The sequence below is a fragment of the Microcoleus sp. T3_D1 genome (assembly GCF_036700405.1).
GTDB lineage: Bacteria > Cyanobacteriota > Cyanobacteriia > Cyanobacteriales > Microcoleaceae > Microcoleus.
Genome location: NZ_JAUBOV010000072.1, coordinates 13756 through 34821 on the forward strand (window position 1 = coordinate 13756; position 21066 = coordinate 34821).

The following is a 21066-nucleotide window of genomic DNA, read 5'->3' on the forward strand; positions in this document are numbered from 1 at the left end:
AATTTGAGAGAACCCAACTATGATGGCAATTCCCGGCGTTGCAGTTCTCGCTCTCATTTATGAAAGCAGCACTTCCCTGGTTTACCGCGGCCACAACGAGCAGAACAACCAACCTGTTATTATCAAACTTATCAAAGAAGACTATCCGACTCCTGAAGAACTGAATAGATACAAACGCGAATATGAGATCACTGCCAACTTAAGCCTGTTGGACGGAGTTGTGAAAGTGTATAAGTTGCAACAGGTTAGAAATAGTCTGGCAATGATCTTAGAAGATTTTGGCGGGGAATCTTTAAAAATATTTATGGGCTCCCAAAAATTTACCCTTTTAGGATTTCTGACTACTGCCATCAAAGTTGCTGAAACTTTGGGAGAAATTCACGGTAAAAATGTAATTCATAAAGATATAAATCCCTCTAATATAGTTTTTAATCCTGCTACAGGACAAGTGAAACTAATAGACTTTAGCATTTCCCTAGCATCCAACCTGGAAAATATTCCCAGTAAAAATCCCAATTTTTTAGAAGGCACTTTAGCCTATATGTCGCCCGAACAAACCGGCAGAATGAACCGGGTAGTCGATTATCGCACCGACTTTTATTCCCTCGGCGTGACCTTCTATGAAATCCTGGCAGGACAACTCCCTTTTGCCACTACAGATCCTATGGAGTTAGTTCACTGTCACATCGCCAAACAGCCAGTACCTCTCGCTGAAATAGCCCCAGAAATTCCTAAAGCTGTTTCAGATATTGTGATGAAATTGTTAGCAAAAACCGCTGAGGAGCGCTATCAAAGTGCTTGGGGACTAAAAGCCGATTTGGAATCCTGCCTGTTTCAGTGGCAAACATCTGGGTTTGTTTCCGATTTTACTCTGGGTCGCCAAGATATTTCCGACAAATTTCAAATACCTCAAAAACTTTACGGCAGACAGCGAGAAGTTGAAACTCTTTTAGCGGCATTTGAACGGGTAGCAGCAACAAATAATCGAGGCTACCGCACCGACGATTCTCAAATTTCTGTCATCAAAAAAGAGTTCAAATCGAAAAAAGAAATTCCCTTGTCAGTCCTGGCGAGAGGACAACATAAATCCCGCAGCGAGATGATGCTGATTGCCGGTTATTCCGGCATTGGCAAATCTGCAATGGTGAAGATTTTAGACAAACCTATTACCCGCAGACGTGGATATTTTATTTGGGGAAAGTTTGACCAGTACAAGCGGACTATTCCTTACTCTGCCGTTGTCAGCGCTTTTTCGGAATTGGTGCGGCAACTGTTAACTGAAAGCGAAGCTCAATTAGCAGTTTGGCGCGAAAAACTCCGCACTTCCTTCGGTCAAAACGGGCAAATTATTATTGATGTCATTCCCGAAGTTGAACTAATTGTGGGAGCTCAGTCTCCAGTAGCTGAATTGGGGCCGACGGAATCTTTGAACCGCTTTAATTTAGTATTTCAAAATTTCATTCGCGTATTTTGCCAGCCAGAACATCCGCTGGTCATTTTTCTCGACGATTTGCAGTGGGCTGATTCTGCTACTCTCAAATTGATCGAATTGATGATGACAGATGAAGCTACGCAATATCTGTTTTTAATTGGTGCTTATCGGGATAATGAAGTTAGTCCTACTCATCCTTTAATGATGACTTTGGAGACGCTGCGAAATCAGGAAGCTATCATTAATCAGATTGCTTTGTCGCCGCTGGGGGTGGAAAACATCACTCATTTGATTGCGGAGACTTTGCACAGCGATCGCGAATCTGTCAAACCGTTAGCTGAATTGGTAATTAGCAAAACCGACGGCAATCCTTTTTTTGTCAATCAATTCCTGCAAACATTGTATCAGGAAAACTTGCTAGTTTTTCACCCGCCCCAGTCGGGGAGCAAGGGCGGCTGGCATTGGGATATGACTCAAATTGAGCAGTGCGCTATCACTGACAATGTAGTAGATTTGATGGTACAAAAATTGAGAAAACTGCCAAGTTCAACGCAGCAAGTTTTGCGTTTGGTGGCGTGTTTGGGCAATGAATTTGACTTGAATACTCTTTCTTTAATTAATGAAAAAGAAGCCTCGGAAACTTTTTCTCACCTGTTGCCCGCGATTAAGTCGGGACTGATTCTGCCAACTTCGGAATTGGAAAGCAAGTCATTAGATTACGTGCTGTTTCCGCTATTAATTCTGAATTATAAATTTTTGCACGATCGCGTACAGCAAGCCGCTTACGCTCTGATCGACGACTCGCAAAAAAAGGCAGTTCACCTGAAAATAGGCAGGCAAATCCTAGAAAACACTCCGGCTGAATATCGCGCTGACAGAATCTTTGAATTAGTCGATCACTTGAATGTAGCTCGATCGCTAATTAAAGACGATCGAGAATTAATTGAACTGGCAACGCTGAATTTAGACGCGGCCCGCAGAGCCAAAGATGCCACTGCTTATGTTGCTGCCTTGCAGTATTTAACCGCAGGGATGGACGGTTTGAGCGCCGATATTTGGGATGCCCACTACGATTTAGCCTTTGCCTTGCACATGGAGCGGGCCAATGTTGAGTATTTAAACGGTTTTTTTGAGAAGTCTGAAGAATTTATTAATATAACTCTGGAAAAAGCGCGATCGCCCTTAGAAAAGGTAGAAATTTACAACCTGCTGATCGTGCAGTACACCCTGCGGGCGAAGTACGAAGAAGCCGTTAAAGCCGGAATCAAAGCTTTGGACTTGCTCGGAATTGACTTACCGCTAGACGGGCTACAAAAAGTCATATCCGAAGAATTTGCAGCCGCCACAAATATTTTAGCAGGTAGAGAAATAGCTTCCCTGATTGACGCCCCCGAAATGACTGTACCCGACAAAAAAGTTGCCGTCAAATTAATTACAAACTTGCTCACATCGGCGTACCTCAAAAATCCCGACTTGTGGAAAGTCAGCGTTTTAAAAGGAGTCAATCTTTCTCTACAATACGGTTTAGTACCCGAAGCCTCTCTTTGCTATGCTGGCTACGGTATGTTCTTAAACGCAGTTTCGGGAGATTACAAAGCTGCGTATCAATTCGGCTTGCTCTCGCTGAATCTCAGCGAAAAATCTGGCAATATCGGCTTGAAGTGCAGAGCTTGTTCATCCTTGGTCAGTATTTTTTATTACTGGTTCAATCACATCAAAGATTCCCACGCAATCAGCAATGAAGGATATCAAGCAGCTTTAGAATCAGGAGATTTAGAGTATGCGGGTTATATCCTGTCCAACCGCATAGCGAACTCATTTTTTCAAGGTAAAGAAATCTCGCAAATTCTAGCCGACACGAGCAGGTATTTGCAATTCAGCCAAAAAACCAAAAATCAGCTCGTAACCGATATATTATTAGGGGTAGAGTTAATCCTGCGTAACTTGAGCAAACTAACTCCTGAAAAGTTTGTATTTGAAAGCGAAGATATCAGCGAAGCGGAATATGTACACAACTGCCAAGCTCATCAAAATTTGTACTCGCTGTGCCTTTATCAGATTCGCAAATGCCAGGTAATGTACTGGTACGGCAACTTCAACGAAGCGCTACAACTAGCTTTTGAAGTAGAAAAACAGCTATCTTTTATTACCGGAGCCATACCCGCTACCGAATGGAATTTTTTCTTTTCTCTAACTTTAGCCGCCGTTTTCCCAAATGTTTCAGAAGACAAGCAAAAGGAATACTTGGAAAAGTTAGATGCCAACCAAAAACAGATGAAAATTTGGGCAGACAACTGTGCCGAAAATTTTCTGCACAAGTACCTTTTAGTACAAGCAGAAATAGCCAGAATTTCCAAGAAAGATTCAGAAGCTGTAGAACTTTACGATTTCTCTATAAATTTAGCCCAAGACAATGAGTTTGTCCAAAATGAAGCGCTAGCTAATGAACTAGCAGCTAAGTTTTGGTTGAGTAAAGGCAAGTATCAATATGCCAAAATCCACTTGCGCGAAGCTCACTCGTGCTACTTGCGCTGGGGTGCAGTTCGCAAAGTAGAAGATTTAGAACAGAAGTATCCGCAGTTGCGGGAAATGACGCCTATCAACGGAAGTTTTAACAACAATCAAACTACCACAACTATTCATACTTCTACTGGCAGCGATGCGAGAGTCCTGGATTTGGCAACGGTAATGAAAGCATCTCTGGCGATTTCTAGCGAAATTGTCCTCGATAAGTTGCTGGCTTCTTTGATAAGAATTTCCTTAGAAAATGCGGGTGCCCAATTAGGTTTTCTGATTTTAGTCAGAGATGGTCAACTGTTGATTTCAGCTAAAGCCTCAGTATTTGCTGAAGATGTAGCTGTGCTGCAATTTACGCCTGTTGCAGACTATCACGATTTACCTGTGACGGTGATTAATTATGTGGAAAGGACTCGCTCGGATTTGGTGTTGAGCAATGCGGCGGCTGAGGGACTATTCACAGCCGATCCTTACATCGCTAAACACAAACTGCAATCTATTTTGTGTACTCCAATCATCAATCAAGGGAAACTGATCGGCATTCTTTATTTAGAAAACAATTTGACTGTCGGAGCATTTACTCCCCACAGATTGGAAGTTTTAAGGTTGCTTTCTTCCCAAGTTGCTATTTCTTTGGAAAATGCTCTACTGTATAATTCTGTGGAACAGAAAGTGCAAGAGCGGACGCAGGAGTTAAATGAAAAGAACGAGCGTTTAGAACAAACTTTGCGCGAACTTAAACTAACTCAAGCTCAATTAATCCAAACGGAAAAGATGTCTAGTTTGGGGCAAATGGTCGCTGGTGTAGCTCACGAAATTAATAATCCTGTAAGTTTCATCTACGGCAATCTCAATCCGGCTAGCGAATACGTTAAAGACTTGTTAAAATTGATTGAGCTTTACCAGCAGCACTATCCAGAGCCTGCTGAGGAAATTCTAGAAGAAATAGAAACAATTGAGCTGGAATTTTTGAGCGACGATTTGCAAAAGCTGCTGGATTCCATGAAAGTAGGAGCGGAAAGAATCCGGGATATTGTGCTAAGCTTGCGGAATTTCTCGCGCCTCGACGAAGCGCAAATGAAGTCGGTAGATATCCATCAAGGCATCGACAGTACGGTGATGTTGCTGCAACCGCGCCTGAGAAAAGAGGGCGGGCGTTTGGGAATTGAGGTGATTAAAAATTACAGCACGCTACCCCTAATTACTTGTTATGCGTCTCAGTTGAATCAGGTATTTATGAATATTTTGACAAATGCGATCGATGCTCTCCTCGTAGCAAGAGATTGCCCGGAAAACTCTCATCAACAGCCTACGATTACAATTTCTACAGAGGTGACAGACAGGAATTCTGCCATAATTAGAATTGCCGACAGCGGGCCGGGGATGAACACTGAGGTGCTGCACAAGATATTCGATCCATTTTTTACAACTAAGCCCGTGGGTTCGGGAACTGGTTTGGGATTGTCTATTTCTCACTCGATTGTTGTGAGTTCTCATGGCGGAAAATTGACTTGCGTTTCTGCACCCGGAGAGGGGAGCGAGTTTATTATTGAAATTCCGATCGCCCCCAAGCAAGTTTTGTAATTTGCGCCACCATCAACCCACAGCAGGGCTGAAAGAGTAATGATGTTTCAGGGAAAATGGAAGAATCAACGTCTCTACCTCTCTTTATTTGCGTAAATCCGCTTGCGCCGTTCGTGATTGTTGACGATTCTGCGAAGCTGAGTGGGCATCGCTGTTGCAGGAATTTATAAAATAAGTTAGGAATGAGAATTAAATAACTTCCACTCTTGAAAGTGGGATGGGCGTCCCGCCCGTCCAAAAAGGACGGGCGGGACGCCCATCCCACAATAACAATTAAAATTGTAAGTTATTTAATTCGCGATCCTTAGTGAGAAAGTTTCCAGCATTCTCGCGCAATCTCCCAATCCTCCTGTGTGTGAATTACCAAAATTTTCACGGCTGAATCCACTGCCGCAATATCTCGATCGATCGGTGAATGTTGATTTTTCTCCTCATCCAATTTTAACCCGATAAATCCAAAAGCTTCGCAAGCGGCAGCCCGTACAAGAGCAGAATTTTCCCCAACTCCTGCCGTAAAAATTAAAGCATCCAACCCTCCTAAACTCGCCAGCATGGCACCAATTCCGGCACGCAAACGGTGGAGGTAAATATCCAAAGCAAGTTGAGCTCTCTGATTACCTTGAGCGATCGCATCTCCAATCTGCCGCAGATCGCTAGACACCCCTGAAATCCCTTTTAAACCAGAATTTCGATTGAGAATACCATCAAGTTTCTCAGCAGTCAAATCGGATTGTTTTAACAGATGAATGAGAATGCCTGGATCGATCGAACCCGATCGACTTCCCATCATCAAACCTTCCAAAGGCGTAAATCCCATCGTCGTGTCAACACTCCAGCCACCGCGAATGGCCGCCAGAGAACATCCGTTGCCCAAATGACAGCTAACCAACCGCAAATCTGCCAAATCTCGACCCAGAATGTCGGCGGCCCGACGCGCGCAATATTGATGGCTAATCCCGTGAAAACCGTAGCGCCGAATCCCATTTTCCAGCCATTCATAGGGGCCGGGGTAAACAAAGGCTGCGGGCGGCAATTGTGCGTGAAAAGCTGTATCAAATACTGCTACTTGCGGCACATTAGGGAGGATTTTTTCAACCGCTTCGATACCTTCGAGGTTAACCGGATTGTGCACGGGGGCGAAAACAGATAAACGGGCGATCGCCTGTTTAACATCCGGCGAAATTAACGTACTTTGCTGATAATCTTGTCCGCCGTGTACGACGCGGTGGCCGACAATATCAATCTCTTTTAAATCATTAATTGTTTGAGTTCTTCCCCTCCAAAGACTCTGCAGCATTCGAGAAATAGCATCTTTGCGAGAGTCTGAGGCAAACTCTTCTTCAAGCCGATCGCCTTTTGCTGTTTTGACTTTCAACTCTGCTATACCCTGCTGGTGAGTCCAGTCTATTTGAGCCTCCCAGAGGGGTTGCAAAGGTCGATCGGGCAGGACATCGTTTAACTCGTAAAGACAGCTCTTTTGACTGCTAGAACCCGCATTTAACACCAGTATTTTCATGCTTTATTATTTCCTGTTGATTCGTTCTTTCGATCGCTAGGCGATTGCAATCGCATCTTGTCCAACTTTCATCCGCCTGCACAGACTAAGAAATCTTGAGTTCCTGGGAAAAATATTAAGAATTATGTCGAAAAATTAACTCTTAATGCAATGTGTAGCGAACAGTTGCATTTTTTTGATATATCTTCTAGGCAGATTTTCATTTACTAAAGTTTAAGGAGTCGATCGATGTTTACACCAATTTTACTTGCCGTTGCCCCCAGAACCGTAGAGTGGAGCCCCACGATCGGTTTGATTATGATTCTTTGCAATATTTTAGCTATTGCGATCGGCAAATCAACCATCCAGAAGCCTACCACAGGCCCAGCAATGCCCTCATCGAGTATGTTCGGCGGTTTGAGTTTGGGTGCAGTTGTGGGAACTATGGCATTTGGTCATATTTTGGGAGCAGGCGCTATTTTAGGATTGTCTAACTTAGGCGCGATTTAGTTGCACAATAGAGGGTACGCAGTACGCGCACCCTACCCGCAATTTCAAGTACCGGGCAAATTGCGGAGAGTTTCATCCATGTACGATCGATCGCCCAAAACTTCCAGCAGCGGCCCGCGAACATCAAACTTGACAATACTGACAGAAGCTGCTAAAGCGGCAATGCGATCGCGATAACGTCCCAAATCAATCCCCAACAGACTGCACAGAATAATCCTAATAGTTGCTTTGTGCGAGACAACCAACACATTTCCATTCTTGTATTTTTCCTCAATTTCTGCAATAACTAAGGAAGCTCTACTGGCAATTTGCACCGAAGTCTCGCCGCCGTTTGGTGCATTCCAAGCAGGTTCAGTCAGCCAATTAATATAATCTTCTTCGTATTCTTTTTTGACCTCTTCTACTGTTTTGCCTTCCCACTCACCGTACTTAATTTCCCTCAGTCCGTCGCGAAGCTGCATTTCAATTCCCACAGCATCGCACAAAGGTTTTGCAGTAGCAATTGTGCGTTTCATCGGACTGACATAAACAGCATTCCAAGGCAATTTTGCGTAAGTAGCGGCAAACTGTTCTGCCATTTGAGAACCTACGGGCGTTAATTCGGGATCGATAGCGCCGCAGAAGCCACCTGTTTGGCTGTAAGTCGTTTCACCGTGTCGTACAAAGTAGATTCTTAAGCTCATGAGTTAATTGTGTGTGAATTTTACTATGTTAGCAAAAGAGTTTAAAAAACTCCTTCAAATCATCGAGAGCAGGATTATCCCAATCCCAAATATCTTTTTTGTGTTCCATAACATAATCAAACCCAGCCATACTGCATTTCCTTCCAGCTTGTTTCTGTTCGGGAGCATCTCAGTTTTGTAAAAAGCATTTTTTTATTGTAGTGCGAGCGTCCCCGCTCGCGTATTGTACAATACGCGAGCGGGGACGCTCGCACTGTAAATGCAAAACTGAGATGCTCCCTTTCTGTTCCTTCTTTGAGCAAGTATCATACCTGAGATAGATACTAACCCAAAATTTATCAAAACCTTTCCGGTCGATTTCCTTTCCCTGGTTTTCTATGCAAGTTTTCCAGCTATCCAAACAATCAGCATGAAAAGATTCTCTAGCCTTTATTCCCTTTAAAAGCGTTTCCAGTTCACCTTTACCTTCAAAATTTGTAAAGTAACAAGCCAATTTTGCATTTGTTCCATGATCTGTACAAATATCGATAAATTGTTTAGTGCTTGACAAGCTTTCAGCTTCAAACACTTGTTTTATACATCTATCTACGAATTTCAGCCGTTCTTGCTCTGAACAATTATCAATATCTATAATAATTCCTATCTTTTCGATATCTTTTCGGTCAATCTTTCTTATTGAATTTTTTAAAGCTTTGATTAACTCTGTTTCGCTCAAGCCTTCCAAACTTTGATAATCATCTATATAAATAGGTGATGCTACCTGGATATCGCAGTTTAGTTTTTCAACCATTGCCTGCATGAAAATTTTATCATTTTTACTTTCTACTATGACAATATTACTCACCTCTCACTCCTTCTTGATGCTCAATGGCATAACTAGGAGTTTCCAAATCGAGCCGACTTCCGATGATTTGATTTGTTTTGAGTTTCCTTGCTAGTTCAAAATATGCGCTGCTGCATTCCTGATTTTGTTCTAAACCCACATCCGCAAATGCTTGAAGCATCTCTAAACTGTGCGTTGTAGCAAAAATCTGCGTATCCATTTCAACCGCCAACCGAAATAACACTCTCCAAAACTCCCGCTGACTTGTATAGTGTATGCCATTTTCGATCTCATCAATTAGCAGTATTTTGTGTTCGCTGTTTACCAGTTTAAGGATTATTTCTGCAACTCTGTTAATGGCATCTCCAAACAATGAGAGAGGTAAACGTTTTTCTCCTTTTCTTCTCAAGTAAAGTGTGGGTTCGCCAATTGAAAAACTTTCTACAGATTCGATCGTAGGGTCAATAGTTTGAAAAGCTTTCAAAACTTCGCTATCTTTGTCATCCAAACGCGCTCGATCGTATGCTTCCGTGAGTTCTTTTCCTGAAATTCTGAGAAAGGATGGAATGATTGGTAATCCGTCAGTAGTAGAAATGCTATTAGTAATTATTGGAACCGGGGAACCAGCTATTAAAGAGGACGTAGCAAGTTCCTGTTCGTTTCTTGTTAACTTAATAGTTAGTCCAGAGAAACGTGAGTCGTCCCTCGACAAATAATCTATTATTTTTTCTGCACCTTCACCAGTCAAAACCTGATTTAGATTCACGGAGCTATTGAGCGATATTTCTAGTTGATAGGGGTTATTATTATCCTCTTTTCTAAAAATTACTATAAATTTATTTTTTCCGGGTACACGAAATAATGTATTCCATCCTCTATTAGGCATAGCTGGTAAGCTTTTTGACGACTCGTTTCTAAAATCTCTTAGCATTGTTAGAGTTTTAGATTGTGGAGCCACAGTCAGTAAAAGTGCTTCTAGCAAGGCTGTCTTGCCAGCATTGTTTTTACCGCCGATTAAATTTACTCTTTCAAACCCAGAAATTTTGATTTGCTCAAAACACCTAAAATTTTGGATTTCTATTTCTTTAAGCATTCCCGCCTCTTTTGAATGTACAAATCCTAAACCACCATTGATTTATGCTAAGATGAATTCTATCTTAGTTGTTTTACTTCATCCGCAACAAGCGAGGAATGTCATGGAGACTATAGACCTCTTTGAAGTCATTGAACGCCATCCAAGCAAGGTGAGTGGTGCATGGATATTTCGGGGAACGCGCGTACCTGTTGCCGCCTTTTTCGAGAACCTTAAAGATGGGGCCTCTATTGACCAGTTTCTCGAATGGTTTCCGGGAGTAACTCGCGCCCAAGTTGAGGTATTACTCGATCGCGCGCTAGCCTCGTTAACGCAGATGGCACAAGCATGAAGATATCGATTAACCCGCAAGTCCGCCGGGGGTTGAAAACCCCCGTCTCATAGCGAAAGTCCTCTAAAAGAGGACTGAAACGCCAATTAAATAAACCACTTAATTCCTAATTTCAAATCTCAAATCTCCAATCTCAAATCAATAATTCCCAATCTAACATCTCAAATCTAAAATCGATAGTCGGTTTCAACCGACTTTTGCTATGAGACAGGGGTTTTCAACCCCTGGCGGACTCGCGGACTAACGACAGATTTCTCATAACAACTAAAAAAAGCCCTCAATTTCTGAGGACTTTCTTTTCAGACAGAGATCGCACCTACCCAGGAGCACCCGATCGCACGGTTTGATCTCCTGTCGTTGTCGGATCTTTCGTTTCCTTCGGCGCTTCCGGCGAAACCGGGCCCGCGTGCGGCCACTTCCAGTCGCGGATTTCCGGCATATCATCGCCGTGTTCGTTGATATAGTGCCTGTGTTCGATCAGCTTGTCACGGACAGCTTGTTTGCCGTAAGCTGCGACAGAACTCAGTTTGGGAACGCGATCGAGTACATCTCCAACTAAATGGAATCGATCGAGGTCATTAATCACCACCATATCAAACGGCGTCGTAGTCGTTCCCTCTTCCTTGTAACCCCGAACGTGAATATTCGGGTGATTTGTCCGGCGATAAGTCAAGCGGTGAATCAGCCAAGGATAGCCGTGAAAAGCAAAAATTACCGGCTTATCTTTCGTGAACAAAGTATCAAAATCCTTGTCAGACAAACCGTGGGGATGTTCGCTAGCAGGTTGCAGCGTCATCAAATCCACCACATTCACCACCCGCACTTTTAAATCAGGATAATCTCGGCGGAGAATGTCAACCGCAGCCAAAGTTTCCAGCGTCGGAACATCACCCGCGCAAGCCATCACCACATCCGGTTCGCCGCCTTTATCGTTGCTGGCCCACTCCCAAATGCCGATGCCGGCCGTACAGTGTTTAATCGCAGAATCCATATCCAAATACTGCAAGGCCGGCTGCTTCCCTGCAATAATCACGTTGACATAGTGGCGACTGCGGAGACAGTGATCCGTTACTGACAGCAAAGTGTTCGCATCCGGCGGCAAATAAATCCGCACCACTTCCGCTTTCTTGTTAATTACGTGGTCGATAAAACCCGGATCTTGGTGAGAAAAACCGTTGTGGTCTTGCCGCCAAACGTGAGAAGTTAGCAGGTAGTTGAGAGAGGCGATCGGTCTGCGCCAAGGAATATCGTTAGTAGTTTTCAACCACTTAGCGTGTTGGTTGAACATCGAATCGATGATGTGAATAAACGCTTCGTAGCAAGAGAAAAAGCCGTGGCGTCCCGTCAGCAAATAGCCTTCCAGCCATCCCTGACAGAGATGTTCGCTGAGGACTTCCATCACCCGGCCGTCGGGGGAGATGTGGTCGTCTTCGGGCAAAATTTCCCCCGCCCACACCCGGTTCGTCACTTCAAACACCGGATCGAGGCGGTTTGAGGCCGTCTCGTCAGGCCCGACAATGCGGAAATTGGCGTTTTCCTGATTCAGTGTCATCACGTCTCGCAGGAAACGGCCGGAAACGCGGGTTGCTTCTGCCATTACAGTGCCCGGTTTTTGCACGTCAACGGCGTAGTCTTCAAATTTCGGCATTTTCAAGTCTCGCAGCAGCAGGCCGCCGTTAGCGTGGGGATTGGCCCCCATGCGCCGATCGCCCTTGGGTGCGAGTTCTGCTAATTCGGGAATTAACTTACCGTTTTCGTCGAAGAGTTCTTCCGGCTTATAGCTTTTCATCCAATCTTCCAGGAGTTGGACGTGTCCCGGCTTAGAAGCCATTTCCGAAAGTGGGACTTGGTGCGATCGCCAATAATCCTCAGTTTTCTTACCGTCAACTTCCTTCGGTCCCGTCCAGCCTTTGGGAGTTTTCATCACAATCATCGGCCACTGCGGACGGCCGGAATAGCCCTCTGTCCGGGCTTTTTCCTGAATCGCCTTAATTTCGCCGATCGCGGTATCGAGAGTCGCAGCCATCAACTGGTGCATGGTTTCCGGGTCTGAACCTTCCACCCAATAAGGTTTGTAGCCATAACCGACCATCAAACTTTCCAATTCCTCCTGCGGAATGCGGGCCAACAGCGTTGGATTGGCAATTTTGTAGCCGTTCAAGTGCAAAATCGGCAACACAGCCCCGTCGCGAACCGGGTTGAGAAACTTGTTAGAATGCCAGCTAGCAGCCAAGGGGCCGCTTTCAGCTTCCCCGTCGCCGACAACGGCCGCCACAATCAAATCGGGATTGTCGAAGACGGCACCGTAAGCGTGGACGAGGGCGTAGCCGAGTTCGCCGCCTTCGTGAATCGAACCGGGGGTTTCCGGGGCGACGTGGCTGGGGATACCGCCGGGAAAGGAGAACTGTTTGAACAGGCGCTTCATACCCTCTTCATCTTGGGAAATGTTCGAGTAATATTCGCTGTAAGTGCCTTCGAGATAGGTGTTGGCGACCAAGCCCGGCCCGCCGTGTCCGGGGCCTGCGATGTAGATGGTGTTGAGGTCTTGGGCTTTGATGATGCGGTTGAGGTGAACGTAGATGAAGTTTAAACCTGGAGTTGTGCCCCAATGTCCGAGGAGTCTCGGTTTGACGTGTTCGATTTTGAGGGGTTCTTTGAGTAGGGGGTTGTCGAGGAGATAGATTTGTCCGACGGATAGGTAGTTTGTCGCCCGCCAGTAGGCGTTCATTTTGTGTAGTTCTGAGTCGGAAAGTGGCTTTAATTGCGGGATCTCGGTTGTTCCTAGCATGATTAGCGATTGACTCCTAAGTTGTGGTTGTTTTGTAAAGTGCGATCGGGAAGTGCGATCGATATTAATTTGTTATCGCAGACTTTCTGTATTTAACCTCCATGTCTTCCACGCAAACTATTGAATTCTAGCTCGTTTATGCCTCAATAAAAGTTTAAATCAATGTTAATTTCTGGCTAAACATCGCACCATTCTGAGGGAAGAAAGGGGAAGTTTTTGGGGGATCAAGGAATTAAGCAATAGAAAATAGGATTTACACAAGAGTTTGCGGAGAGTGTGCACTGTGCACCTGATACGTATGTGCAGCGGGTCGCCGGATGTGCTGTGCAAGTCCCCAAAAAGATACTTCTCAAGGTAGAACTCGTAATGATTTATATGTGAATTAAATTTTATTTATGCAGGCGAATTGTCCGCTGACTCCTTTTCTGGTAGAGTTCTGTATGTTTGTCTAGGCTCAGGGTAAAAGGGTGAGCAATTTTTCTAATTTAGAGATTTATCAAGAAATTAAAAAAATAGTACGTCAATTCAAGATTCTTGAATGCGATCGCTGTGCTGTAGCTGTTATGGAATGGCTAGAACAACAAGGCCTTCAGGGAAAGATTCTGAGACTGAGAACAAGATATCAGGAGGAAGATTACATGATCAGCGAACGTCTAGAACGTCTGGGAGTTGAAGAATCGATTACAGTGAACGGTAAACATTATGGCGTTGAAGTGGCAGGTCTAGTCTTTGACAACCTATCAACAGATGGGATGTTAAGGGAAGAATGGGTTAAGGATTTTCACTGTCAAAGTGAGGAATTTGTTGTGGAAGAGTTGGAAAGTTTGTAAAATGGAAGTGTCAAGCTCAAACAAGAGGTAAGGATGAGTGGATTGCTGGAGATTATAGAAAAAATAAAAGCTAGACCGGGGATGTACATTGGGAAACCTTCGGTTAGCGATTTGTTTATGTTTTTGGCGGGTTATAAAACAGCGAGGCGAGAATTAGGAATTGAGTCAAGCGAACAGGAAAATGAGTTTTTCGGGGAGTTTCAGCCTTGGTTGCAGAGACGGTTTAAGGTACTGTCGGTGAATTCTTGGGCAAAAATTATCATGCTTTACTCAGTGGATGAAAAGGAGGGGTTTGAGTATTTTTTTAAGTTGCTGGATGAGTTTGGGCAGCGGGATAAAACTTTAAAGGTTGATGAGGTTGAGGCTAAAGGGGAGACAGTTATCAGTCACAGATAGATATGACCCATAGATTTTGGCGATCGCACTTTCATCGAGATGTTGAAAAAAGTGCGATCGCTGCTCACAGCACCAATTGCCTCACAATTGCACCTTCGGAAATGCTCAATTCCTCTTCCATCGGCTCCAAGTAAAGTTCAATCGCTTCTTGAATATTTGCTAACGCTTCATCAAGGGTTTCCCCTTCACTGATGCAGCCTGACAGTGAGGGAACATAGACGGTATATCCACCTTCTTCACTGGGTTCTAATACGACTTTGATGTTCATAATTTCGGTGTCACGAGCGCTGACTTTTCTATTATAGATGGTTTCCGGCGATCGGAACGCTTTTTTATTGCTCGCTAAAAAATGTCACACAAGCTGCTAGTAATTTCGATATGCCCATTTTAAATTCTGGAGCTATAATGGAAAAGTTAAAAATTAAATCTGAAGGGGGCCTTAATGCTACCTGTTAAGAAAAAACTTGTGACTGACGAAGCAATGCGTCCAGTTGCAGTCCTGATTGATTACGAGGACTGGCAGAAAATTGAGCAACTGTTAGAGACTTTGATAATTCAAAAGAAAGAAAACAGTAATTTAGCCAAGTATGCGGGTGTCATTAAACTAACTCAAGACCCCTTAGAGTACCAGAGACAAATTAGGGAGGAGTGGGATTGAGTCAAGATTTAATTGTGCTAGATACTAATGTATCTTTGTACTACTTGGGCGGTCGCTTAATAAATCCATTACCAGCAGGACAATATTTTGTTTCTGTGATAAGTGAGATAGAATTATTATCTTATTCTAGTCTCAGTTTAGAAGAAGAGGCACTGATTCGTGATTTTTTGACTAATGTTACAGTGATTGGACTGGATAGTAATATCAAAGATTTGGCGATCGCTTTGCGGAAAACTTACAGGCTAAAACTTCCCGATGCCGTAGTTGCAGCAACAGCCAAGTTTCTCAATGCAATGCTGTTGACGAATGATATCAAACTGACTAATTTAACTGAAATTAATACTGAGTCAGTGCAAATTTTGTAAAAAAGGGCGATCGCACTTTAATCGAGATGTTGAAAAAAGTGCGATCGCCTTTCAATTTTCTTACTTCCTTACCTGCACCAACAGCTAGAAAGTCTGACTGACTCTTTTTAACCATTCATTGCTATTTGGTGTTTTTCCCGTCACACCAAATTCATCTGTTATTTCAGTAGTCTCAGTCATGAAAGTACCATCTGGCTTGAGCCTGATGCGGTAAAATTTCCTATACTCGTCGCGCCATACATTGGCATTTGGTGTCGTTCCTGTGGCACCAAATTGATCCGTTACAGGAGTCTTTGATTGAGCATTACCTGGCAGAGATATACTCAATATTAAGAGCGCGATACTACCAACAAAAACTTGATTCTTCATAAGATTGCTAATTCCTTTCTCAAGATATTGACAAACAGACTTTGACTGGTTGGAAATTGGTACTGGGGCGATGATTATTTGAGCTTTACAAGATTATCTTAAGCAATACTATTTTATCTGGTGGAGCTTTGTCAACAAAATTTATAGGATTTTCTTGTAAATACACGATTATCCGATATTCAGACATGGCATTTTCCCTTGGGCAGCGTCTCCGCGCCACCCGTGAACTCCTTGGCATGACTCAAGAGCAGGTCATTGAGCAGTTAGAGATCAACTACGACATCACCATGAGCCAGCAGACGCTCTCTACTATCGAAAACGGCAAGCGCAAAGTAGACGCCGAGAGGGAGTTACCCGCCTTCGCCGCCGTCTACAGCAAACCTATCGATTATTTCTACGAAACCCTGGAATTGCCCGCCGCCACACCCCCAGCCGCACCCGCACCCAACCGTCGCTCAGTCGTCATCGTTGACATGGAAGCCTTGACTCACCGCGATAAGTTAGAACTAGCAGCAGAATTAATTCACAACATTTTGCAAGAAACCTAACTAGCAGAGACAATTTAGCAAACCAGTTAATCCTGTTTTTGCTCCCGTTCTTGTGTCATTCCGACTCATCAAGCAATTGATGCCATACAATATTAAATACATACCTAATTCATAAATCAAATAGATTTCATGAATATCAAAGAATTAGAAGCGCAACTTCTGGCCTTAACGCCAACCGAGAAAGCTCAAATCATCCAATTATTAACCCAAAACTTAGCCAACAACTGGCAAGGAATTAGCAAAACTCCCGGTGTCTGCGGCGGTGATGCTTGTATCAGAAACACTCGCATTCCTGTTTGGGTACTGGAAAGTTTTCGTCGTTTAGGAATGAACGAGTCTCGACTCTTAAATAACTATCCCACACTAACAGCTACTGATTTAGCAAATGCCTGGGCTTATGCGGCAGCTTTTCCCGATGAAATTGAAATAGCTATCCGCGAGAATGACGAGGATTAAGATGATGGCGCGTGTTTATGGTGACGAACAATTTCCCAGAGAGGTTGTAGAATTGCTGCGCCCTATGGGTCACAATATTTTGACAGTACAAGAAGCCGGAAAAGATAACCAAAAAATTCCTGACGAAGAAGTGTTAGCTTTTGCAGTCAGTGAAAATCGAGCTGTTTTAACTCTAAATCGCCGTCATTTTATTAGACTGCACAGCTTACAGCCTGACCATTCTGGAATTATTGTCTGTAAGGCAGACCAGGACTTAGCAAGAATGGCGACTAACATTAATGAAGCTATTTCCTCACTTGCAACATTAACAGGTCAATTGATTCGAGTCTATCGTTCTGGACCGTCATCTATATCTTAAGCGTAAGCGATCGCCACAAAGTAGATTAAAGCAATCTCAATCCGAAAATCACTGCATCGGTTTGATTGCTGGCTAGATGCCATCGCCAATATTTCCCGCTGAAAAAACTTAGGAGGCGACTAAAACAGGACACTCTGAAATCCGGCAAATATTGGACACAGTTGGCTGGTGGGAAACGACTCGCAGTTCGTGAGAATAGCGGGGACGCGGGTCATTTTCTAACCAGATGGGCGGTACCATCATCACTTCATAGTATGCGATCGTATGCAAAACCCCGGGCTGGGACTTCAACTCCACTGTCAAGCCCGCTCGGTACTCAAATGCTTCTTCCCAGTCTAGGTTTTCATTCATACCCATAGCGATCGCGCCTCTTAATCTTGTTTCTTTTGTCCATTGTAGAGCGATACATAAAAGATTGGGTACTTTCTGTTGCTTATGATACAATTTGTAACCTTATATATACGTTCCCTGACAATCCAACAGAGAAGAGCAATTGTCAATAAGTAAATAGGATGATTTGGCTGACGGGTGACAACTAAGCAGAAAAGTGAGCCCTGACAAGAGTTTGAGTTGAGATGTCTCAAAAAAAATAGGGGCGGGCAAACCCCGCAGACGCTTAGGAGACAAAGGAAGAGAACAGAATTTTAAGGACGGAAGTACAAACCTATTTTTGCCAGCTTGACTAATATTTTATAAATAAAGAAACTCGGTTTTTTTAATAAGCCGGGTTTCGGGATGAGTGAAAACTAAACTAATTTCACTTGTTTTTCTTCTTTGTCGCTGTCGCCGTATTTTTAGCAAGCGAGATCCTTCTTCATTTCTTTTTGGCAGATGTCTAATACTAAAAGTAAAATATGGCATAATATAAATATTAGTTTCATAGCTTTGCACCTATGACCGCCCAAATCACCCTAAATCTGCCAGATGAAGTCTATCACCAAGCAGAATTGCTAGCGCTGCAACGCCACCGCACCGTGAGTGAGATTCTAGTAGAAACTCGGGAAAATTTTTTCTTACCAACCGCTAAACCAGTATCAGCACTGTCTGATTCAGAAGTAATCACTCAGACTCAACTCCGGCTGCAACCAGTCCAAGAACAACGATTGAGTGAATTGTTAGACCGCCAACAATCCGGTACGATCGCATCTGTAGAACTGGCTGAATTGCAGGCCTTAATCCACATATATGAAACTCGACTATTGCGACAAGCTCAAGCCTTAAATGAAGCTGTGCGGCGCGGCTTGCTGGAACCATTAAAAGGATAAGGAAAATGGCGATTTCCGAAGAAGTGGGATTCAGAGTTAGCGCACAAGCTCAAAACCGATGCGGTTATTGTCGCAGTTTAGAAATGTATGTTTTGGGAATACTGGAAATTGACCATATTATTCCTAAAGCGATTGGCGGTACTGACGAGGAAGAAAATCTCTGGCTGGCTTGTAGTCTGTGCAATAATTACAAAGGAACCCAAACAGACGCATTCGATCAGGTCACGCAAAAGCACGTTAAGTTGTTTAATCCGCGCACTCAACAATGGTCACACAATTTTGCTTGGAGTGAAGATGCTACAGAAATTATTGGACTTACAGATTGCGGTCGCGCAACAGTCACAGCACTACAACTAAACAATCATATTGCTCTTACTGTCAGGCGTCAGTGGGTCAGTGCTGGATGGCATCCGCCCACAGACATTTCTCCTTAAAAGGTTTGAGAGTCACAAATGGTCGATCGCACATATGGCCTTTCTGGCGGCCCAGGAGATTTTAGACCAGCGCGAGGTCAGGGATAGGGGGTTTGTGCATCAGAATAGCTACAAGGAAGTTTCGAGGTTACGGTTGCATCCCAATCACCGCGCTTGTTTTGGGGAGTCGCCCGATTTTTGAGGCGATCGGGTAAAAATGTGGTTGAACTGCGTGAAATGGTAAGGTGTTCCACAGAAGATGCGATCGACCTAGCGCCTAAAATAAGCAGCGGCTACTAACCTCGCTCGCTCGCGGATAACCTTGTTTTTGTAAGTATGAAGTTCAAGACCGTAAAAGAAGTTATATCCTGGAAAAATTTTATACTAGAGGGTGAAATATATGATTTATCACATCTTAATGCTGACTGGGTGGAATATCTCGACAAAAGAGACGAAAAAAATATAATCACGTACAACTTTATAGTAACTTATGGTTTACATTGTTTTACTAAAGATTCTGATGATATTTCTAGCGAAGAATCACAGTTATTAATGTACAATGGGCCCAGAGAGTCCAGAACATTTAATTTTGAGAGATACCAACTCTCAAAGCAATTACCGAGTATTGTCAAATCATTGGGAGAGAAGGAAACGTTAGTTTGTCACGCTGGGTATGGAAAATTTGCCATCGTTAAAGTTTTGGATTCAAACGGTATAGAGGTTGAGTATTTCGTTGCTTTTGCCGCATTTAGAGAAAGTAAAAGGCTGAGATTACACATACACAGTGCTTATCCTATATACGAAGGCATAGGTAAAGTAAAGAAAGTGGGCTTTTTCGTCATAGCCAAAAATTTATTGCAGAATAAGGAATTACCGAAGCCCTAAAATAACAAAGGCTCCTTAAGGAGCCTTCGCCAAAATATAAATTTTGGTATTCAGAACGTCTTTACCGGAATTCCTCGACCCTCGTGGGTAACGGGATGTCATGATTAGATCATGTCTGCTGCATCCATAGGTCTAATATAATTCATGGTTTGGATCTGTGTCAAGTTTTACTCAAGCAAAGTATTAAAATTTTCCAGTGTGGGCGATTTGCGGTATAGTACGCTTTCTAGTTCTGGATTGCCGCAGTTTTGTCGTGAAAGTCGATCGCACATATCGCCTTTGTTGCGGCCCAAGAGATTTTAGACCAGCGCGAGGTGAGGGATATGGGGTTTGGGCGATCAACCTTGGGCGATCGAAATTTGTGATAAGCTTTCAACTCCAATCTAAAATCTAGATTGTGCTTTTCGACTATCAACCGAGTAGTAAACAAGCCTTATGACTTCACAAGTACAACTTGAACAGCTAAAGCCGGAGCTAGCTTGGCGATCGCATGATGGACTGTCTCACCTTTATCACGGCGATACTTTGGAACTCATGGCTTTGCTGCCTGCTGAAAGCGTAGACTGCATCTGGACCGATCCGCCTTACAACCTTTCCAATGATGGTATTACCTGCGTCGCTGGTCGTATGGTCAAAGTAAACAAGGGGGAATGGGATCGCAGTCAAGGTGTTGAGCTAGACCATGAATTTAACAAAGCATGGTTGGCTGCTTGTTATCGGCTTCTTAAACCAACTGGTACCATCTGGGTAACGGGTACTCTCCATGTGTATCCATCAGTCGGATTTGCTATGCAGCAGCTTGGCTTTCGTATTCTCAATGATATTATTTGGGAAAAACCTGCTCCACCTCCAAATCTGGGGTGCCGCTGTTTCACTCATTCAACAGAACTAATCCTGTGGGCAACCAAAGCACGTAAAGGAAAAGAACGTTACACATTCAATTATGAGGAAATGAAGGCTGAGAATGGCGACAAACAGATGAAGAATGTCTGGCGAATGTCTACTCCTGGCAAAGATGAAAAACTCTATGGTAAGCATCCGACGCAAAAACCTATTGACCTTGTTGCGCGTTGCCTTCGAGCAAGCACAAACCCAGACGATCTAGTTTTTGATCCTTTTTCGGGTTCCTCCACAACGGGAGTTGCAGCTTTATCATTAGGGCGGAAATTTATTGGTTGTGAAGCAGATGCAGGTCATGTTGAACTCTCGATTAAACGTTTAAGTAATCCTGCTCAAGTGGAGTTACCACTTGCATTGAAGTAAGGTC

General features: G+C 43.6%; 22 protein-coding genes. 14 read left to right on the top strand and 8 right to left on the bottom strand.

What is annotated here, in order from left to right; all coding sequences use genetic code 11:
* Positions 1-19 precede the first annotated feature (19 nt).
* Positions 20-5533 carry an AAA family ATPase gene (locus tag QT992_RS25570; RefSeq protein WP_333341842.1) on the top strand — a complete coding sequence of 1838 codons (5514 nt, stop codon included), beginning with the start codon at positions 20-22 and terminating at the stop codon, positions 5531-5533.
* Between the two features lie 304 nt (positions 5534-5837).
* On the opposite strand, the gene QT992_RS25575 is transcribed toward QT992_RS25570, so the two are convergent.
* Positions 5838-7049 carry an acetate kinase gene (locus QT992_RS25575; RefSeq protein ID WP_333343058.1) on the bottom strand — a complete coding sequence of 404 codons (1212 nt, stop codon included), beginning with the start codon at positions 7047-7049 and terminating at the stop codon, positions 5838-5840.
* A 228-nt stretch (positions 7050-7277) separates the two neighbouring features.
* Here QT992_RS25575 and psaK point away from each other — a divergent pair, with 228 nt between their 5' ends.
* On the top strand, positions 7278-7538 hold the full coding sequence (psaK, locus tag QT992_RS25580) for a photosystem I reaction center subunit PsaK (protein ID WP_333321269.1): 261 nt from the start codon (positions 7278-7280) through the stop codon (positions 7536-7538).
* Positions 7539-7582: 44 nt separating this feature from the next.
* Here the strand turns inward: psaK and QT992_RS25585 are convergent, their stop codons facing one another.
* The 3 genes from QT992_RS25585 to QT992_RS25595 form a co-directional block, all read right to left on the bottom strand.
* Entirely contained in the window at positions 7583-8221 is a 639-nt protein-coding gene (locus tag QT992_RS25585) for a histidine phosphatase family protein (RefSeq protein ID WP_333321271.1), read from the bottom strand.
* 169 nt (positions 8222-8390) lie between these two features.
* Positions 8391-9065: a DUF3226 domain-containing protein gene (locus QT992_RS25590; RefSeq protein ID WP_333378033.1), complete on the bottom strand. Its 675-nt coding sequence runs from the start codon at positions 9063-9065 to the stop codon at positions 8391-8393.
* Positions 9058-10137 carry an AAA family ATPase gene (locus QT992_RS25595; protein ID WP_333341886.1) on the bottom strand — a complete coding sequence of 360 codons (1080 nt, stop codon included), beginning with the start codon at positions 10135-10137 and terminating at the stop codon, positions 9058-9060. Before QT992_RS25595 ends, QT992_RS25590 begins: the two co-directional genes overlap by 8 nt.
* A gap of 52 nt (positions 10138-10189) precedes the next feature.
* Here QT992_RS25595 and QT992_RS25600 point away from each other — a divergent pair, with 52 nt between their 5' ends.
* The gene (locus QT992_RS25600) at positions 10190-10468 is read left to right on the top strand and encodes a DUF433 domain-containing protein (RefSeq protein WP_333321277.1); all 279 of its coding nucleotides are present in this window, start codon (positions 10190-10192) and stop codon (positions 10466-10468) included.
* A gap of 316 nt (positions 10469-10784) precedes the next feature.
* Here QT992_RS25600 and QT992_RS25605 read toward each other — a convergent pair whose 3' ends face one another.
* A complete protein-coding gene (locus QT992_RS25605; protein WP_333341884.1) occupies positions 10785-13256 on the bottom strand; it encodes a phosphoketolase family protein in 2472 nt (823 codons plus the stop codon).
* Between the two features lie 467 nt (positions 13257-13723).
* On the opposite strand from QT992_RS25605, the gene QT992_RS25610 reads away from it, so the two are divergent.
* Together QT992_RS25610 and QT992_RS25615 are read left to right on the top strand one after the other, a co-directional pair.
* A complete protein-coding gene (locus QT992_RS25610) occupies positions 13724-14086 on the top strand; it encodes a papain fold toxin domain-containing protein (protein WP_333321281.1) in 363 nt (120 codons plus the stop codon).
* A gap of 33 nt (positions 14087-14119) precedes the next feature.
* A complete protein-coding gene (locus tag QT992_RS25615) occupies positions 14120-14482 on the top strand; it encodes a hypothetical protein (protein WP_333321283.1) in 363 nt (120 codons plus the stop codon).
* 64 nt (positions 14483-14546) lie between these two features.
* Here the strand turns inward: QT992_RS25615 and QT992_RS25620 are convergent, their stop codons facing one another.
* Entirely contained in the window at positions 14547-14750 is a 204-nt protein-coding gene (locus QT992_RS25620) for a type II toxin-antitoxin system HicB family antitoxin (protein WP_333285477.1), read from the bottom strand.
* A gap of 174 nt (positions 14751-14924) precedes the next feature.
* On the opposite strand from QT992_RS25620, the gene QT992_RS25625 reads away from it, so the two are divergent.
* Together QT992_RS25625 and QT992_RS25630 are read left to right on the top strand one after the other, a co-directional pair.
* A complete protein-coding gene (locus QT992_RS25625) occupies positions 14925-15140 on the top strand; it encodes a hypothetical protein (RefSeq protein ID WP_445251175.1) in 216 nt (71 codons plus the stop codon).
* The gene (locus QT992_RS25630) at positions 15137-15505 is read left to right on the top strand and encodes a type II toxin-antitoxin system VapC family toxin (RefSeq protein WP_333341881.1); all 369 of its coding nucleotides are present in this window, start codon (positions 15137-15139) and stop codon (positions 15503-15505) included. Before QT992_RS25625 ends, QT992_RS25630 begins: the two co-directional genes overlap by 4 nt.
* Positions 15506-15589: 84 nt before the next feature.
* Here the strand turns inward: QT992_RS25630 and QT992_RS25635 are convergent, their stop codons facing one another.
* On the bottom strand, positions 15590-15874 hold the full coding sequence (locus QT992_RS25635; RefSeq protein ID WP_333321286.1) for a hypothetical protein: 285 nt from the start codon (positions 15872-15874) through the stop codon (positions 15590-15592).
* Positions 15875-16059: 185 nt separating this feature from the next.
* Between QT992_RS25635 and QT992_RS25640 the strand changes: the two genes are divergently transcribed.
* The 3 genes from QT992_RS25640 to QT992_RS25650 all read left to right on the top strand — a co-directional run bounded on the left by QT992_RS25640 (position 16060) and on the right by QT992_RS25650 (position 17236).
* Positions 16060-16422, top strand: a complete 363-nt coding sequence (locus QT992_RS25640) for a helix-turn-helix transcriptional regulator (protein WP_333341879.1) — start codon at positions 16060-16062, stop codon at positions 16420-16422.
* 129 nt (positions 16423-16551) lie between these two features.
* Positions 16552-16878 (top strand): DUF433 domain-containing protein, encoded by a 327-nt coding sequence (locus tag QT992_RS25645; RefSeq protein WP_333341877.1) that lies wholly within the window; start codon positions 16552-16554, stop codon positions 16876-16878.
* A gap of 1 nt (position 16879) precedes the next feature.
* Positions 16880-17236: a DUF5615 family PIN-like protein gene (locus tag QT992_RS25650; RefSeq protein WP_445305383.1), complete on the top strand. Its 357-nt coding sequence runs from the start codon at positions 16880-16882 to the stop codon at positions 17234-17236.
* Between the two features lie 108 nt (positions 17237-17344).
* On the opposite strand, the gene QT992_RS25655 is transcribed toward QT992_RS25650, so the two are convergent.
* The gene (locus QT992_RS25655) at positions 17345-17587 is read right to left on the bottom strand and encodes a hypothetical protein (protein ID WP_333256437.1); all 243 of its coding nucleotides are present in this window, start codon (positions 17585-17587) and stop codon (positions 17345-17347) included.
* Positions 17588-18129: 542 nt separating this feature from the next.
* Here QT992_RS25655 and QT992_RS25660 point away from each other — a divergent pair.
* The 4 genes from QT992_RS25660 (at position 18130) to QT992_RS25675 (ending at position 21062) form a co-directional block, all read left to right on the top strand.
* Positions 18130-18501, top strand: coding sequence for a hypothetical protein (locus tag QT992_RS25660; protein WP_333321296.1), 372 nt, complete (start codon positions 18130-18132; stop codon positions 18499-18501).
* Between the two features lie 5 nt (positions 18502-18506).
* Positions 18507-18935, top strand: a complete 429-nt coding sequence (locus QT992_RS25665; RefSeq protein WP_333341875.1) for an HNH endonuclease signature motif containing protein — start codon at positions 18507-18509, stop codon at positions 18933-18935.
* 315 nt (positions 18936-19250) lie between these two features.
* On the top strand, positions 19251-19799 hold the full coding sequence (locus tag QT992_RS25670; RefSeq protein ID WP_333321300.1) for a hypothetical protein: 549 nt from the start codon (positions 19251-19253) through the stop codon (positions 19797-19799).
* Between the two features lie 435 nt (positions 19800-20234).
* A complete protein-coding gene (locus QT992_RS25675) occupies positions 20235-21062 on the top strand; it encodes a site-specific DNA-methyltransferase (RefSeq protein WP_333321301.1) in 828 nt (275 codons plus the stop codon).
* Positions 21063-21066: the final 4 nt, after the last annotated feature.

Bases quoted from the DNA above. Each gene is read 5' to 3' on its own strand.
- QT992_RS25570 (WP_333341842.1), top strand. From the start codon at position 20: ATGATGGCAATTCCCGGCGTTGCAGTTCTCGCTCTCATTTATGAAAGC.
- QT992_RS25575 (WP_333343058.1), bottom strand. From the start codon at position 7,049: ATGAAAATACTGGTGTTAAATGCGGGTTCTAGCAGTCAAAAGAGCTGT.
- psaK (WP_333321269.1), top strand. From the start codon at position 7,278: ATGTTTACACCAATTTTACTTGCCGTTGCCCCCAGAACCGTAGAGTGG.
- QT992_RS25585 (WP_333321271.1), bottom strand. From the start codon at position 8,221: ATGAGCTTAAGAATCTACTTTGTACGACACGGTGAAACGACTTACAGC.
- QT992_RS25595 (WP_333341886.1), bottom strand. From the start codon at position 10,137: ATGCTTAAAGAAATAGAAATCCAAAATTTTAGGTGTTTTGAGCAAATC.
- QT992_RS25600 (WP_333321277.1), top strand. From the start codon at position 10,190: ATGAATTCTATCTTAGTTGTTTTACTTCATCCGCAACAAGCGAGGAAT.
- QT992_RS25605 (WP_333341884.1), bottom strand. From the start codon at position 13,256: ATGCTAGGAACAACCGAGATCCCGCAATTAAAGCCACTTTCCGACTCA.
- QT992_RS25615 (WP_333321283.1), top strand. From the start codon at position 14,120: ATGAGTGGATTGCTGGAGATTATAGAAAAAATAAAAGCTAGACCGGGG.
- QT992_RS25620 (WP_333285477.1), bottom strand. From the start codon at position 14,750: ATGAACATCAAAGTCGTATTAGAACCCAGTGAAGAAGGTGGATATACC.
- QT992_RS25625 (WP_445251175.1), top strand. From the start codon at position 14,925: ATGCTACCTGTTAAGAAAAAACTTGTGACTGACGAAGCAATGCGTCCA.
- QT992_RS25635 (WP_333321286.1), bottom strand. From the start codon at position 15,874: ATGAAGAATCAAGTTTTTGTTGGTAGTATCGCGCTCTTAATATTGAGT.
- QT992_RS25640 (WP_333341879.1), top strand. From the start codon at position 16,060: ATGGCATTTTCCCTTGGGCAGCGTCTCCGCGCCACCCGTGAACTCCTT.
- QT992_RS25645 (WP_333341877.1), top strand. From the start codon at position 16,552: ATGAATATCAAAGAATTAGAAGCGCAACTTCTGGCCTTAACGCCAACC.
- QT992_RS25650 (WP_445305383.1), top strand. From the start codon at position 16,880: ATGATGGCGCGTGTTTATGGTGACGAACAATTTCCCAGAGAGGTTGTA.
- QT992_RS25655 (WP_333256437.1), bottom strand. From the start codon at position 17,587: ATGAATGAAAACCTAGACTGGGAAGAAGCATTTGAGTACCGAGCGGGC.
- QT992_RS25660 (WP_333321296.1), top strand. From the start codon at position 18,130: ATGACCGCCCAAATCACCCTAAATCTGCCAGATGAAGTCTATCACCAA.
- QT992_RS25665 (WP_333341875.1), top strand. From the start codon at position 18,507: ATGGCGATTTCCGAAGAAGTGGGATTCAGAGTTAGCGCACAAGCTCAA.
- QT992_RS25670 (WP_333321300.1), top strand. From the start codon at position 19,251: ATGAAGTTCAAGACCGTAAAAGAAGTTATATCCTGGAAAAATTTTATA.
- QT992_RS25675 (WP_333321301.1), top strand. From the start codon at position 20,235: ATGACTTCACAAGTACAACTTGAACAGCTAAAGCCGGAGCTAGCTTGG.